The following is a 13,572-nucleotide window of genomic DNA, read 5'->3' as shown; positions in this document are numbered from 1 at the left end:
GAAACACACATTATGTTTAATAAAGTGCTTTAATATTAGGATACACAAACGATTCTCTATTTTCTTGCCACTCCTTTTCTACTTCTTTAAAAGTTGGTCGCCCTAATTCTTCATTGTTTTCATGTTTACTAAACCATTTTTTCACATACTTATCTCCATTTTTATTTTGAATCGTACAAAGGAAACTATCACTACTATCCTTTAATATTTTTACAATCACGAAAAGACACCTCTTCCCTTTTGAATAACATAACCTATCATTTTAAACATAGTAGAACTTGATCTTTTTATATAAGCCCTTCCTCTCTTATATTCATACGGCTCCTCGGCCGCGCCAAAGTTGTAAGATCAAAAATGATATTCACTATGTCTACATTTTTCATAATTGATATATGAAGTAACTATTATTTAAAGAAATTAGAGTGATAAGCATTATGCTTATCAAATATTTTATAGATTTCTAACTTATCATCTAATTTTGCATCTACTAAAATTAATATACTTCCATCGTAAATATATTCTTCATATTTCTTAGCATACTCTTCAGGAATTCCTAATCCTATAAATGCTCCTATTAAGCTTCCAGCTCCTACACCAATACCGGTTCCTCCAATAACTGATGCGATTGGCCCTGCCGCTACTATCGGACCCATTCCAGAAATGGCAAGTATACCAAGGCCTGTTAATAAACCTCCAAGGCCCCCTGCTACAAACCCTGTTGCTGAAAAGATATCCGCTTTATGTGCAGTTTCATTATTAACTTTTTCGCCTGCTTTCTCTTCAAGTTCTTCAATTTCCTGTTGATCTTTTGCAATAACTGAAATTTTATTTGTTGAATATTCTTTTTCCTTTAATTCATTAATAACGAATGTCGCATCATCAATTGTTTGAAAGATGCCTACTATTTTTCTATTTATATCCATAACTATTAACCTCCTAAAGTTTTATATAATGTATTTTTATTCCTCTTCATTTCTATATACATTAATTTTTTTATTCACATAACCATTTACAAAAAACGCTAATAACAAAAGAATTACAAGAGAACTACTTAACAAGTAAATAAAATCAAATGTAATATCTGTAATCATTTTATCCATATATAACAGTCCCCCTTTTATTTAAAGTAAAAATATATTTTTATAGACCAATCTACCAAAAATGGAAATCATACAATTCAACTTCAATCAATCTCTTTATAGTGTATGTATACCCTTCATAATCCTTTCTAAACCTAAAAAACTTTAATTATATTTTTTCTTTTTTATACGTTTAACATTTTCTAAAACGGGTATGTTTATATTGTTATGCTTACTATACAGAAAGGAATATTTCGATGAATGCAATTCACTCTACTACTATTTTATATAATGAACCACCTACATTAACACAGATTCATCATTTTTACGCTTTAATGACAACATTTCAAACTAATTTGTTTATAAGTAAACACGGAGCACTTACGCCTATAAAAAATTTAACCACACTAGTATCCTTTTTCCTTACTATAAAAAAGAGAGAGCTTGTATTATTTATCTTTGAAGGAATAGATGCAAAAAAAGCTTTAAGGACACTCTTTCCTTCTTAAAAAGTTTGCTATTCCCATGCTTTCTACTTTTCTTATATAGTTTTATATTTTAAAATGATTTCCTCTATTAAAAATGAGCCCCCTAATACAATAGGGGGCTTTCTAGTTTAATATTATAAAAACTGTTATAATATATATTACATTTTTTCATTCTTTAGAATAGAAAACTTATAGTAATCTTGAAGGTAGGTATTTTAATGAAATCGAAAGCAAAAATTAGCATTCGTTACAAAATTATGGCTGGTTATTTACTTATCATTTTGTTTTTACTTCTTTCTGTTATTATGTTAAATACTGAGATTTCTAATTTACAAAAGTCTCGTAATTTTATTATTGATCACGATTTTAAAGTTCTTAATTTAACGAACCAAGTAGAGAAAGAATTACTAACAATTGAAAGTAAAACGAAAGGATTTATCATTTCTAATAAAGCAAATTACTTGCAATCCCTTAGCACTGCCGAAAGGGATTATGAAAAACATTACCGTGAGCTTTTTTCTTTATTAGAGGATAACCCACCTCAACAAGAAAAATTAAAACAGATTAATGAAAACATTAAAAGTTGGATTGATAAAGAGATTCACCCAATCATTACAAATAAAAATAGTAACAACATACAAGATATCGACACTACCCAAATTCAATTATTGCAATCGCAACTAACCGATTTCCGTAGTGCAGAAGAACAACTAACCAAAAAAAGATCTGGGCAATTAGATACTGAAAATAATAAATTAGAGCTTTTGTTATACAGTTTATTGTTTTTGATTTCCTGTATTTCGATTATAATTTCACTCTATATTTCTAATTCTATTATAAAAACGATTAAAAATGTAATTCAAGCAATTACAGCCATTTCTTCTAAAGAAAAAATTACTGAAAGAATTCATGTAACCACAAATGATGAAATAAAAGATCTTGCTCATACAACTAACCACCTATTAGAAGAATTATCAAAAAGAGAGTGGTTACAAACCGAGCTTGCGGAATTAATTTTAATGTATCAAGGTGTATCTTCTATTGAAATGTTTGGTAAGAAAATACTGAGTGGAATGATACAAAAAACACAAACCTCTTGCGGTGCATTCTACGTACGCGAAGAAGTTGAAGGAACTGTATATTATGTGAAGAAGGCTTCATTCGCTGATCAAGATTCTGATATTGGAAAACAATCAATTAAAATTGGTGAAGGTTTAATTGGACAATCTGCTTTAGAAAAACAAAGTTTTATTCTTCGAGAAATACCTGACGAATTTCGTTATGTCACTACTGGTTTGTTAAACATACGTCCTCAAAACCTATTAGTACTCCCTATCTTATTCGAGGATGAAGTTATAGCAGTAATTGAATTAGTAAGTGTAACTGAGATTTCAGACTTACATCAAGATTTAATTCAACAAACTGTTGATCACCTAGGCCTAACAATCCATAGTATTATGGGACGTATGCAAATTCAAACACTTTTACATGAATCACAAGCAATGACAGAAGAGTTACAAGTTCAATCAGAAGAATTGCAAACTCAAGCTGAAGAACTACAAATGCAAGCAGAAGCGTTAAAAACAACTAATGAACAATTAGAATTTAGAACTAAAGAAGCTGAACAAAAGTCAGCTGATTTACAAATTACTAAATCAGAATTAGAAGAAAAGGCAAGCGAATTATTACGTAGCTCAAAATACAAATCAGAATTCCTAGCAAATATGTCACATGAATTACGCACACCATTAAATAGTATTTTACTATTATCTGAAATGTTAAAAGAAAATCCTAATAACCATTTATCCGATGATGAAATTGAATTAGCAACTGTAATTCATTCATCAGGGAAAGATTTACTTACTTTAATTAATGACATACTAGATTTATCTAAAATAGAAGCTGGAAAATTGGACGTCATTTTTGAAGCAACGAACATAAATGATATGGCAACAAATATGCAGCAAAACTTTTTACATATAGCTGCGCAAAAAAATATCGAATTTAATATTGAAGGAAGTAATCATATTCCTGACCTTTTTTATACAGATGCAAAACGGATTGAGCAAATTATTAAAAACTTATTATCCAATGCATTTAAATTCACAGAAAAAGGCTCCGTCTCTTTACAGTTCCAGCCGATAGAAGCAGCTAATTTAAGTAATGAAATGCAGTCTATAAGTAAAGATTGGATTACAATTTCAGTAAAAGATACTGGTATTGGTATTGCTGAAGAACAGCATGAACTTATTTTCGAAGCCTTTCAACAGGCAGATGGAGCAACAATTCGTAAATATGGCGGTACAGGATTAGGGCTATCTATTTGTAAAGAATTTGCTAAATTATTAGGTGGTTGGATTACGTTACATAGTAATTTAGGAGAAGGCAGTACTTTCACAGTATATATACCTAGTCTTCCAAATGGATTAAAAGATATACAAGTATCCAATTTAGAAGTCGCAGCAACAACAGATGATGCTATTCCTACTAAAAGTAGCGAGGAAACTATAGTTACGCCAGAAACAAATAATGTCTTTCAAGATAAGACAATTTTAATTGTTGATGATGATCATAGAAATATATTTACATTACAAAACGCATTAAAAAAACAGCACGCTAACATTATTACTGCACAAAATGGTATAGAATGTTTAGAAGTGCTAAAAAGTAATAAAAATATTGACCTTATCCTAATGGATATTATGATGCCAAATATGGATGGTTATGCAACGATGGAACGTATCCGGACAAATTTAGGGTTAAATGAAATACCTATTATCGCATTAACTGCTAAAGCAATGCCAAATGATAAAGCAAAATGTTTATCTGCTGGCGCTTCAGATTATATAAGTAAACCATTAAACTTACATCAACTCTATTCGGTAATGAGTGTATGGTTAATAAAATAAGTGAGGTTTAGTCAAAGTGGAAAATAAGTATTACGATTTTGACCCATCAGTAGATACGGATAAGCGTACGAACTTAGAAATTGACTTACTATTGGAAGCAGTTTTTACACTATCGGGCTTCGATTTTCGTCAATATGTTCGCAAATCTATTTATAGACGGATTTGTAATAGGATGCAGCTCTCTCATATCCCTACAATTTCAAAATTAATTGAAAAAGTAATTCATGAGGATGGCTTTTTAGAACTGCTATTAAATGATTTCTCAATTAATGTAACTGAAATGTTCCGTAACCCTACTTTTTTTAAGTCTATAAGAGAGCATGTTATTCCTGAATTGAAAAAGTTTCCTGAAATTAGAATTTGGCATGCTGGATGCGCAACTGGTGAAGAAGTATTATCAATGTCCATCTTACTTCATGAAGAAGGATTAAGTGAAAAGTCTGTTATTTACGCAACAGATATGAATAAAAATGTGTTAGAAAAAGCAAAACAAGGCATACTTCCATTAAATAAAATGCAAACTTACACGAAAAACTATTTACAAGCTGGCGGTACACAATCATTTTCTAACTATTATTCGACGGATAATCGTTTTGCTTATTTTCATCCATCACTTTTACAAAACATTATTTTTGCACAGCATAATTTAGTAACCGATCAATCTTTTAACGAATTCCATATTATACTTTGCCGTAACGTTTTAATTTACTTTACAAGTAAACTTCAAAATCAAGTGCAGCAACTATTTTATGAAAGTTTAGGTCACAATGGATTTTTATGTTTAGGTAATAAAGAAACTCTCCGCTTTTCGGATATAATGCCGCATTATATCCGATTTCATCCTAACGAACAAATCTATCAAAAAATACATTAAAAAGCGTATGAAATCCTATGTTTGGATTTCATACGCTTTTTATCCCGCTATTTTAGGGCAGTAAGACTCCAACCTCAAGATGCAGAGAAAAGAGCAAGGAAGATAGGTGGGAGCAGGGCTGCCCGTAACAGCCCGATTGGTGAGGGCTCATAATCCGTGGGGGATGAAGAAAACCCCCACGGATTAAAGTTTCACTTTATTTTGCAGTAGTTTGTATCATGATTACACACATATCATCTGATTGTGCTTTTTTTTGTTCTTCCTCGTAAAAGCCTACCATCTCCCCTTCTAAATCTCCCCATTTTCTTTCTGTAAAAGTACGTAACTTTTCTTCAGACTCAAATTCATCATTTGCAATTGCTTCAAGTACACCATCTGTAAACAATAATATTTGAGCGTTTTTATCAAAATGTATGACTGTCTTTTCAACCTTTATCTCATCAAAAAATCCTACCGCACAACTCCCGCGATTCAGTTCGAGTAAATTCATTTCATCAACTAAAACATATCCAGAAGGATGTCCTGCATTCACATATTCAATTGTTCTATCTTCTGGATTAACAACTAAGTATATCGCCGTAAAATAATATGGAATATTATCATTGTCATTATGTAAAAGAGTCATGTATCTATTTAATTCTTTAATGACCAATTCTGGATCAATTAAATATTTAATCGTTTCACGTAATACAGAAGAAATAAACATACAAACTAATGAAGCAGATATACCATGTCCCATCACATCTAATAATACAATACCGTAGCGGCTTTCATCGATTTTATACCAATAATACATATCTCCAGCTAGTTTGAATGATGGTAAGTAACTTGCTTCAATTTTTATATGATCTTCTCTTAATGGGCTACTTAATAAGTTTCTTTGTACTTGTGTAGCTAAATCTAATTCATTACGAAGGTTTTCTTCTTGTGCTTTATGCCAATTTAATTCCGATTTTAAGCGTAATGCTACACGCATACGTGCTAATAATTCAACTTTATTTATAGGTTTCGTAATATAATCCATTGCACCTATATCAAGAGCTTCTGCTAATTTATTCGCATCCTCTAAAGCTGTCACAAAAATAATAGGAATATCTTTAAACTTCTCCTCTTTTTGTAATCGCCTACATACTTCAAGTCCATCAATTTCAGGCATCATTATATCTAACAATATTAAATCAATTTCATTATGCCTCGAAGAATCTTTTCCTAAATGTATGTATTCGAAGAGCTCTTGTGCACAATTAAGCGATACAAGATCATGATACCCGGCTTGTTTTAAAATTTTTTCAATTACAAATAGGTTAACCGGATTATCATCAACAATTAGAATGGACACAAATTATTTCCCCTTTTCTTATTTAAAATTTAAATCTATTATAATTTTTTATTTTTCTAGTATTACATACTCAGTTACAAAATCTCAAACATATTTATACACCAAAAGAACAAACCCCCCAGAAATGAGAATTTGTTCTTTCACTCTATAAATTTTCACTTTTAATTTATATTGATACCATTACTTTGTCATTTAACAGGCGATCTAATTCTTCCATATGATTTGTTTCATCTGCAATCATATCTTCTAACTTTACAACTAACTCTGTCATATTTAATTTCGCTGCCTGTTCTTTTCTCGTTTCATAACGCTTAATTGTTTCATATTCTGATTGTCTAGCCTCTTCTAACATTTCTTTAACACCTTCTACTTGCTTCACCGGTAAAGGGATAGTAGTAGGTGTACCACCTAGCGTCTTAATTTTCTCTGCTAAATATAGGGCATGTCCTTGTTCATCACTAATTTCAGATTCAAAAAAAGGTTTTAATACTTGTCTATATATTCCAGAAACTGTAGCTGCATTATGGTTATACATTATAATGGCCGAATATTCTCCTGCTAAATCTTCATTCAATCCTTCTATTAATTCTTTAACATCATGTGACATTCTAATATCTCCTCCTATATTTAATAACTACCCCTTTTCTTATATTTTAAACTTATTTTCTTAATTTTTTTTATGTATCTAAAAATGCGGCTCGCTTCAATTTACTTATTGCTTTTCTTTTAATACGAGAAACGTGCATTTGAGAAATTGCTAACCGTTCCCCTGTATCTTTTTGATTTAAATTTTCTACAAATATATAATGAATAACACGCTTTTCAGTATCAGTTAATACGTTAAAAATATCATCTAAAATGAGGCGTCTCTCTGTCTTTTCATAGCCCTGTTCTATCTTACCTACAGAGTCAATTCTTGCCACAGTACTTCCATCAGAGGAATTTTCAACTACATCATCTAAGGAAGATACTTGATAATTATTTTTAGCCTCCATAATTTCTAGAACTTCCTCTTCTGATAGCTCTAAATGATTTGCGATTTCTATAATCTTCGGTGAACGTTGTAAATGATCTGTTAACTCCTCTATTGCATGTTTAATTTTCCCACCTAAATCTTTCATTCGCCTTGGAACATGAATTCCCCAAGTTTTATCACGCAAATACTTTTTAATTTCACCGACTATAGTAGGTATTAGAAATGGCTCAAAAGCATTCCCTATCGAATAGTCATACCTTCTTATTGCGCCTAAGAGCCCTATCATTCCTACTTGTATAATATCTTCATGCATAGGTCCACCTTTTGAATAACGATATGCAATTGAATTTACAAGATTTTTATAATGATTAACCAATTTTTCCTGCGCTTCATCTGATTGATTTTGTTGGAATTCAGCAATTAATTTAATAACATCTTCTTTAGTAAGATTTGTAGGTTGAGATTGGATTTCCATCATTCTCCACCTGCTCTCTTTGTATATATTTTGTCATTAAAACTGTCATTCCCTCCTCATGAGTGATTTGTATATCATCCATTAAAGTATTTATTAAATATAAACCTAACCCATTTTCCGGCAAATATTCTACTGGTTTACTAATATCATACGGACCAACTTTACTTTTTAAGCTACTATAATTAAAGCTAATCCCATTATCCACAACCATAATTTCTAATCGATCTTCATATAAACCAAAGGCAATTGTCATTTCCCCAACTTCTTCTTTATATGCATGTTGTACAATGTTTGTACATGCTTCACTAATAGCGATTTTCATATCTTCTATATCGTCATAAGCAAAGCCCATTCGATTCGCAACACCAGCCATCGTTAGGCGAATAATAGCCACATATTCTGCTTTTGCAGGAATTTTCATTTCTATCGTTTCAAATTTTCTCATCATCTCTAGTCACCTTCTTTCTACTTTTTCAAAATCTGAATTCAAATTTAATATTTCTGTTAACCCTGTAATATCAAATAATCTTTTTAGTCTTTTAGATACACCCATAAACTCTAGTCTTCCATCATTTTTTTTAATCGCTTTTAATAAAGCTATAAAAACTCCTAAACCTGTACTATCCATATAATCTACCTTATTAAAATCTACTACAATATAAACCTCTTTCTCGCTTGCAATAGGCATTAACTTATTTTTTAAATCTGATGCAGTATACGCATCAATCTCACCAGTAAGTTGTACCGTATAACCCAAATCATTTTGCAAAATATTCATTGTCAAATTCATCATTTCCGCCCCCTTAACTCAAACTTTTACTATTTATTTACCCATAAAAATTAGTTTTAAACATATTTTTTATCACTTTTAATTATAAACAAATTTTCTACCCCTTACTCCACTGAAAACCTTAAAATTCTTGACAAATGTTTAAACTCTTACAGATTCGTGTATGTATAATGTATAAATAATATTTTTAGGGGGATCTGTCTATGGAAGAGCACAATTAAAAAAAGGGAGACTTTGTACAATTCCCTTATCGACACAATCATGCTACAAAATTAGTTGGTTCCATCATTCATATACTAACTAATACAATTGTAGTTGATATAGGCAATACCGAGAACTTACCTCACGTAGAACCACGCCAACTCGTAAGGATAAATAATTACAAAAAAGTAACGATGGTCTAATATATAGAAGCCGTTCAAAAATATAAAGTGAAACTTTAATCAGCGGGGAATTTTGTTCATCCCCCGCTGATTATTCATTGAATGAAACAGATGCTGGTGAGCAGCATTCATGCAGAATACATAAAAAGCATCCAAACCTTTAATTGGATGCTTTTTATGTATATTTATTATTCTATCAACTTTATAGCAATATATAATAAACTTCAGATTCCCTTATAATAAACCTTTAAAATTACTACTAATTATAATACTTACGCTTTCCGTAGCATTCTAGAAAAGAATGTAACGATTAAAATAAAAACGATTGCACCTAACAACGCTGGAAGAATAAAAATACCGCTCCATTCAGGGCCCCATTGACCAAATAACGCGCTACCTACCCACGATCCAATCAATCCAGCAATGATATTACCAACTATACCTAAAGGAAAGTCTTTTCCTGTAATCATTCCAGCTAACATACCAATAAGTCCACCTACAATACACGTAATGATAAGTCCCATCGTTAGACCTCCCATATATTTTTATAATAAATTTATCAAGCTTTGGCTAAACACTAAAACTTGATAATCATTAACTTTACCAGTAATTTGTTCTTTTAGTCCTTTCTCACCCATATGTCCACCCTTCTTTTATTGCTAGCATACCAAAAAATCCAGCTATAATACACGTAACGATAATTCCCATCGTTAGACCCCCATATATTTTTATATTAGATTTATCAAGCTTTGGCCAAACACCAAAGCTTGATAATCATTTATTATTCTTCGTTATCCAATCTATCACTCGTCTTTTGTTTCACTTTTCCGACTTTTTCTTTTATAGTTCCTTTCGTTTTCTCCCACTTCCCTTCATTTTTTAACTCCCTATCTCCTGTAACTTCACCAACCCCTACTTTTACTTGCCCCTTTTTCTTTTCAACTTTACCAGTAATTTGTTCTTGTAGTCCTTTTTCACTCATATTTCTACTCTCCTTTTATTGATAGATTTTAAGCTTTAAAGAGAATACATACATCTTTTTTCTTGTAACCATTTCCCTGCTCTTTCTAAATCCTTAACGAAGAGCAAAATTTTTCCTTCATCCAGCTTTTCTTCATAAAATTTAGCTTCTTCCTCATTAAATCCTAATTCTTGCATCTTATTTCTTAACTGATCTCCTGTTTTTTGAAAAATATTAATAAAGCTTGTCCCAACACCCTCCTCTTTTATCCCAATTGTATTCACGTCTGCATTATCTGCTATTCTATCTGTCCTTTCTTCTTCATGCGTTAATACGTAAATATCTTTTTCGTCTATTCCTCTCGTCACTAATTCATTAGCTGCATTCATGACCTCTTTCTCTGTAATAAATTCATATACATAAGGTTTACTATATTTCGTTTCCATCTTTAACTTCCTCCTCTAAAATAAATTATTTGTTATATTATATGTAGTACACCCATTTTTAAAATGTTAAACATAAAATATGAAAAAAGTTATTTTGATCTGAGATTTTAATTAAACAGTAAAAAAATGAAAAACGCTTTCTATACCAAAAACGTTTTCAACGATGTGTAATGTCACTTTACCTATAAATTGGCCAAAACGGCCATCTTATGCTTCTTGTTATATGTAACCTAACATTCATCCTATAGGATAATTCATTTTGTTGTAAATTTTGTATAATAATAACAATAAAACCAAAAAACTTACTAGAAAGGAGTGCTACAATGAATATTTTGAAGAATAAGAATCTTAACTTGCTATTCATTGGCAATGTTGTATCTTCAATTGGTGTTGGTATTACTGGCATTGCTGTCCCTTGGCTAATACTTAGTATTTATGATGCTGAAAAAGTCTATGGTATCTCTTGCCTGCTTTTAACTATAACAGCTTTCTTTCTATCCCCCTATATTTGGGTTTTGGTGAACCAGTATTCTAGAAAAAAATTATTATATACACTGAGACTGTAGGCTTCATATGTATCACTTTAATTTGTGCTTATACTTGGATATATGATTCTATTCCTCTTTGGCAACTTGTATTGTTACACATCATTGGCTTTTTTTACCACAGTTTTCAAATTCCATGCGTAATAGCAATAGCTCAAGAAATCACTTCTTCAGAAGACTATAAAAAGGTAAGCAGCCTTTTGGAAATACAAAGCCAAACATCCTCTTTAGCTGGCGCTGGGTTAGCAATACTCGCTTTAACTTATTTTAAAATCCAACATATTTTATTATTTGATGCTTTGTCTTTTTTAATCTGTATACTTATGATGATGGTACTCCGTTATCAACCTAACAAACGTAATTCCATTAAAACTAGTAACTATATAAGTTTTTTATTACCCGAACTTCCAAATTCAAAAAAATCGGTCGCAAGTAACGTATCTAGTTCTGCTAGTGTTGTACGAGTTGTAGGTTCTAACAACTGTTTCTCTCGTTCACATCAATACTTTTTTAATACAGGTTAATTTTTGCACCGATTTTTTCTTTTTGTTGTTCAATTCAACTACTCTTTAAAGCAATAAGAACAACTCTATTTCGTTCAACAACAATTTTATTTATTATTTGAATGCCAGTTTAGAAACATATCTTTCTCTATTACATTCAAAACACACGGAGTATTTACTTGAGACTCTAATTTTTTATATTCATCTGGGAACTCTGATTGTACATCAATTCTTATATATGGTAGCTTTTCCTGTGCCTTTTGGGAACGTATATTTGATAATTTTGCCCCGGCAAATACATAATCTAAATTCAATACTGTAAATGCTGTATATAAAATTTCTGATTTTGCTAACGCATTATAACCTTTTCCCCAATATTGATGACCTATCCACGTTCCAATATGACAAGTTTTATTTGTTTTGTTTATATCTTTTAGCGTAATAACTCCAATTAACTCTTCACTTTCATTTAGTATAACTCGAGAATATTGCTTACCTAATTTTTCTTGCTTAAGAATAAACTCAATAAATTCTATAGTTCCTTCAAGTGAAGTTTGGTCGTTATTAAGTCCTAATGCATCTTTTATTTGAGATGCTGAAGATAGAGACGACATTACTTTTGTAAATCTTTTATGGTGAGGTATTAATGAAATTTTCCCCATTTCGTTCCCTCCTAATTGTATAGATAAAATTTGCAATTTCACCATAAAGATGGCCAATTGCCTTCTTCTACTTTACAATCATAATACGCTTTGAAAACAGTTGGTTTTCGTTTTCCATTTGCTAACATCATTATAAACATCTGATAAAGTACCTGACGTGCTCGAATACCACTATACGTTTGTTGAGTCAAACGTACAGAAGTCCCAGATTGCGAATTTTCGGCTGAAACACCAACATATTTCTTACATTTTTTATATGTGATGAATTGTATTATTAAATGCGACACCTAAAAAAGTAAAAAAGCTCACCTCGCTTCGTGTAAATTAGAAGTTACCACACAACCATTTACACGGGGACGAGTATGAGCTATTCACATTTTTACCACGTTTGAGCGTAAAAAACTGCCCACGAAGCATTTCCGGAAGAACTGACGCACTGAGATTGACAAACTGTCATATACCTGTCAATAACGTATTGAAATTCCCTTTTTTCAATGAAACAAATTCATTCAAAAATTCTCTTATCGTGCAGGGAATCGTATAGAATTAAGAAGGATATGTTCTCTCTTTAGAATCCTTTTCTTCAAACTCCATAACTTCATATATATGTTTCGCATGAAATACTTCACAAATATAAAATAGACATTTGCATTTACTTACAATTTGATATTTTCTAGTTGGATATATATGTGATTTTACTGAACATCCATCAAATAATTCAAGAATATGTCCTGACGGCTGATAACCTTGATATAGAATATTTTTTCTTATATCTAGCTCTCTCACTAATTCTTCAACAGGAGTACATCCATTTTCTAATTCTTTCTTTACATGACTCGGCAAAAGTGATGTATCAGCAAATACGAGTCTTTCAGATAATTCCTTTCCCTTGTAACAAATAGAAGACACACGGTAAAGATATGTTCCATTATGATCAAAAAAGTTTTTCACTTCTTTTGGAATATATTTTCTCTCTAACATTTCCTGTTCGATCACATGAAACTGAACGCTGTCTTGAATGATGTTTTCTAACGTTTCCATTGATGATTTATTATAAGAAAACACGACATCTTTCATTGCTTTTGCGGCTGTCATATCAGCAGCTTCATTTCTTTTATTTTCGGTTACTAACACGACCAACA

Annotated in this window: 18 protein-coding genes and 2 pseudogenes; 6 read left to right on the top strand and 14 right to left on the bottom strand. The window is 31.1% G+C overall.

Features of this window, described 5'->3' with window-relative positions; all coding sequences use genetic code 11:
- Positions 1-16: 16 nt before the first annotated feature.
- From MR058_RS05080 to MR058_RS05070, 3 genes are all read right to left on the bottom strand, one after another.
- Positions 17-220: a DUF4028 family protein gene (locus MR058_RS05080; protein ID WP_242142947.1), complete on the bottom strand. Its 204-nt coding sequence runs from the start codon at positions 218-220 to the stop codon at positions 17-19.
- Positions 221-404: 184 nt separating this feature from the next.
- Entirely contained in the window at positions 405-923 is a 519-nt protein-coding gene (locus tag MR058_RS05075; protein ID WP_242142946.1) for a general stress protein, read from the bottom strand.
- Between the two features lie 36 nt (positions 924-959).
- A complete protein-coding gene (locus MR058_RS05070) occupies positions 960-1,100 on the bottom strand; it encodes a hypothetical protein (protein ID WP_242142945.1) in 141 nt (46 codons plus the stop codon).
- Positions 1,101-1,336: 236 nt separating this feature from the next.
- Here MR058_RS05070 and MR058_RS05065 point away from each other — a divergent pair, with 236 nt between their 5' ends.
- The 3 genes from MR058_RS05065 to MR058_RS05055 all read left to right on the top strand — a co-directional run bounded on the left by MR058_RS05065 (position 1,337) and on the right by MR058_RS05055 (position 5,350).
- Positions 1,337-1,588: a hypothetical protein gene (locus MR058_RS05065; protein ID WP_242142944.1), complete on the top strand. Its 252-nt coding sequence runs from the start codon at positions 1,337-1,339 to the stop codon at positions 1,586-1,588.
- Between the two features lie 197 nt (positions 1,589-1,785).
- A complete protein-coding gene (locus MR058_RS05060) occupies positions 1,786-4,476 on the top strand; it encodes an ATP-binding protein (RefSeq protein WP_242142943.1) in 2,691 nt (896 codons plus the stop codon).
- Between the two features lie 16 nt (positions 4,477-4,492).
- Positions 4,493-5,350: a CheR family methyltransferase gene (locus MR058_RS05055; protein WP_242142942.1), complete on the top strand. Its 858-nt coding sequence runs from the start codon at positions 4,493-4,495 to the stop codon at positions 5,348-5,350.
- A 196-nt stretch (positions 5,351-5,546) separates the two neighbouring features.
- Here MR058_RS05055 and MR058_RS05050 read toward each other — a convergent pair whose 3' ends face one another.
- The 5 genes from MR058_RS05050 to MR058_RS05030 all read right to left on the bottom strand — a co-directional run bounded on the left by MR058_RS05050 (position 5,547) and on the right by MR058_RS05030 (position 8,933).
- Positions 5,547-6,689, bottom strand: coding sequence for a fused response regulator/phosphatase (locus tag MR058_RS05050; RefSeq protein ID WP_242142941.1), 1,143 nt, complete (start codon positions 6,687-6,689; stop codon positions 5,547-5,549).
- Between the two features lie 166 nt (positions 6,690-6,855).
- Complete coding sequence (locus tag MR058_RS05045; RefSeq protein WP_242142940.1) at positions 6,856-7,296, bottom strand: ferritin-like domain-containing protein; 441 nt, start codon at positions 7,294-7,296, stop codon at positions 6,856-6,858.
- Positions 7,297-7,366: 70 nt separating this feature from the next.
- Positions 7,367-8,143 carry an RNA polymerase sigma factor SigB gene (gene sigB, locus MR058_RS05040; RefSeq protein WP_242142939.1) on the bottom strand — a complete coding sequence of 259 codons (777 nt, stop codon included), beginning with the start codon at positions 8,141-8,143 and terminating at the stop codon, positions 7,367-7,369.
- A complete protein-coding gene (gene rsbW / locus MR058_RS05035; RefSeq protein ID WP_242142938.1) occupies positions 8,106-8,588 on the bottom strand; it encodes an anti-sigma B factor RsbW in 483 nt (160 codons plus the stop codon). The genes sigB and rsbW overlap by 38 nt, the downstream gene beginning before the upstream one ends.
- Positions 8,589-8,594: 6 nt before the next feature.
- A complete protein-coding gene (locus MR058_RS05030) occupies positions 8,595-8,933 on the bottom strand; it encodes an STAS domain-containing protein (protein WP_242142937.1) in 339 nt (112 codons plus the stop codon).
- 200 nt (positions 8,934-9,133) lie between these two features.
- Between MR058_RS05030 and MR058_RS05025 the strand changes: the two are divergent.
- Positions 9,134-9,334, top strand: a pseudogene (locus MR058_RS05025) (methyltransferase).
- Between the two features lie 251 nt (positions 9,335-9,585).
- Here MR058_RS05025 and MR058_RS05020 read toward each other — a convergent pair.
- The 3 genes from MR058_RS05020 to MR058_RS05010 form a co-directional block, all read right to left on the bottom strand.
- Complete coding sequence (locus MR058_RS05020) at positions 9,586-9,837, bottom strand: GlsB/YeaQ/YmgE family stress response membrane protein (protein WP_242142936.1); 252 nt, start codon at positions 9,835-9,837, stop codon at positions 9,586-9,588.
- A 257-nt stretch (positions 9,838-10,094) separates the two neighbouring features.
- Positions 10,095-10,295: a CsbD family protein gene (locus tag MR058_RS05015; RefSeq protein ID WP_242142935.1), complete on the bottom strand. Its 201-nt coding sequence runs from the start codon at positions 10,293-10,295 to the stop codon at positions 10,095-10,097.
- Between the two features lie 35 nt (positions 10,296-10,330).
- Positions 10,331-10,720 carry a YflT domain-containing protein gene (locus MR058_RS05010; RefSeq protein ID WP_242142934.1) on the bottom strand — a complete coding sequence of 130 codons (390 nt, stop codon included), beginning with the start codon at positions 10,718-10,720 and terminating at the stop codon, positions 10,331-10,333.
- Between the two features lie 323 nt (positions 10,721-11,043).
- Here MR058_RS05010 and MR058_RS05005 point away from each other — a divergent pair, with 323 nt between their 5' ends.
- Positions 11,044-11,286, top strand: a complete 243-nt coding sequence (locus tag MR058_RS05005; protein WP_242142933.1) for a hypothetical protein — start codon at positions 11,044-11,046, stop codon at positions 11,284-11,286.
- Positions 11,262-11,789 (top strand): MFS transporter, encoded by a 528-nt coding sequence (locus MR058_RS05000; protein WP_313949165.1) that lies wholly within the window; start codon positions 11,262-11,264, stop codon positions 11,787-11,789. The genes MR058_RS05005 and MR058_RS05000 overlap by 25 nt, the downstream gene beginning before the upstream one ends.
- An 86-nt stretch (positions 11,790-11,875) precedes the next feature.
- Here MR058_RS05000 and MR058_RS04995 read toward each other — a convergent pair whose 3' ends face one another.
- The 3 genes and pseudogenes from MR058_RS04995 to MR058_RS04985 all read right to left on the bottom strand — a co-directional run bounded on the left by MR058_RS04995 (position 11,876) and on the right by MR058_RS04985 (position 13,564).
- The gene (locus tag MR058_RS04995) at positions 11,876-12,430 is read right to left on the bottom strand and encodes a GNAT family N-acetyltransferase (RefSeq protein ID WP_242142932.1); all 555 of its coding nucleotides are present in this window, start codon (positions 12,428-12,430) and stop codon (positions 11,876-11,878) included.
- Between the two features lie 13 nt (positions 12,431-12,443).
- Positions 12,444-12,705: pseudogene (locus tag MR058_RS04990) on the bottom strand (transposase); the annotation flags it as partial.
- Between the two features lie 271 nt (positions 12,706-12,976).
- On the bottom strand, positions 12,977-13,564 hold the full coding sequence (locus MR058_RS04985; protein WP_242142930.1) for a cold-shock protein: 588 nt from the start codon (positions 13,562-13,564) through the stop codon (positions 12,977-12,979).
- Positions 13,565-13,572: the final 8 nt, after the last annotated feature.

The sequence above is a fragment of the Bacillus cereus group sp. BfR-BA-01430 genome, assembly GCF_022663115.1.
Taxonomy (GTDB): domain Bacteria; phylum Bacillota; class Bacilli; order Bacillales; family Bacillaceae_G; genus Bacillus_A; species Bacillus_A cereus_BD.
This window is presented reverse-complemented; position numbering and strand designations above follow the sequence as displayed.

Coding starts and splice junctions, on each gene's coding strand:
- MR058_RS05030 (WP_242142937.1), bottom strand. CDS start 8,933: ATGATGAATTTGACAATGAATATTTTGCAAAATGATTTGGGTTATACG.
- MR058_RS05060 (WP_242142943.1), top strand. CDS start 1,786: ATGAAATCGAAAGCAAAAATTAGCATTCGTTACAAAATTATGGCTGGT.
- MR058_RS05020 (WP_242142936.1), bottom strand. CDS start 9,837: ATGGGACTTATCATTACGTGTATTGTAGGTGGACTTATTGGTATGTTA.
- MR058_RS05045 (WP_242142940.1), bottom strand. CDS start 7,296: ATGTCACATGATGTTAAAGAATTAATAGAAGGATTGAATGAAGATTTA.
- MR058_RS05075 (WP_242142946.1), bottom strand. CDS start 923: ATGGATATAAATAGAAAAATAGTAGGCATCTTTCAAACAATTGATGAT.
- sigB (WP_242142939.1), bottom strand. CDS start 8,143: ATGATGGAAATCCAATCTCAACCTACAAATCTTACTAAAGAAGATGTT.
- MR058_RS05010 (WP_242142934.1), bottom strand. CDS start 10,720: ATGGAAACGAAATATAGTAAACCTTATGTATATGAATTTATTACAGAG.
- MR058_RS05015 (WP_242142935.1), bottom strand. CDS start 10,295: ATGAGTGAAAAAGGACTACAAGAACAAATTACTGGTAAAGTTGAAAAG.
- MR058_RS05070 (WP_242142945.1), bottom strand. CDS start 1,100: ATGGATAAAATGATTACAGATATTACATTTGATTTTATTTACTTGTTA.
- MR058_RS04995 (WP_242142932.1), bottom strand. CDS start 12,430: ATGGGGAAAATTTCATTAATACCTCACCATAAAAGATTTACAAAAGTA.
- MR058_RS05005 (WP_242142933.1), top strand. CDS start 11,044: ATGAATATTTTGAAGAATAAGAATCTTAACTTGCTATTCATTGGCAAT.
- MR058_RS05065 (WP_242142944.1), top strand. CDS start 1,337: ATGAATGCAATTCACTCTACTACTATTTTATATAATGAACCACCTACA.
- rsbW (WP_242142938.1), bottom strand. CDS start 8,588: ATGATGAGAAAATTTGAAACGATAGAAATGAAAATTCCTGCAAAAGCA.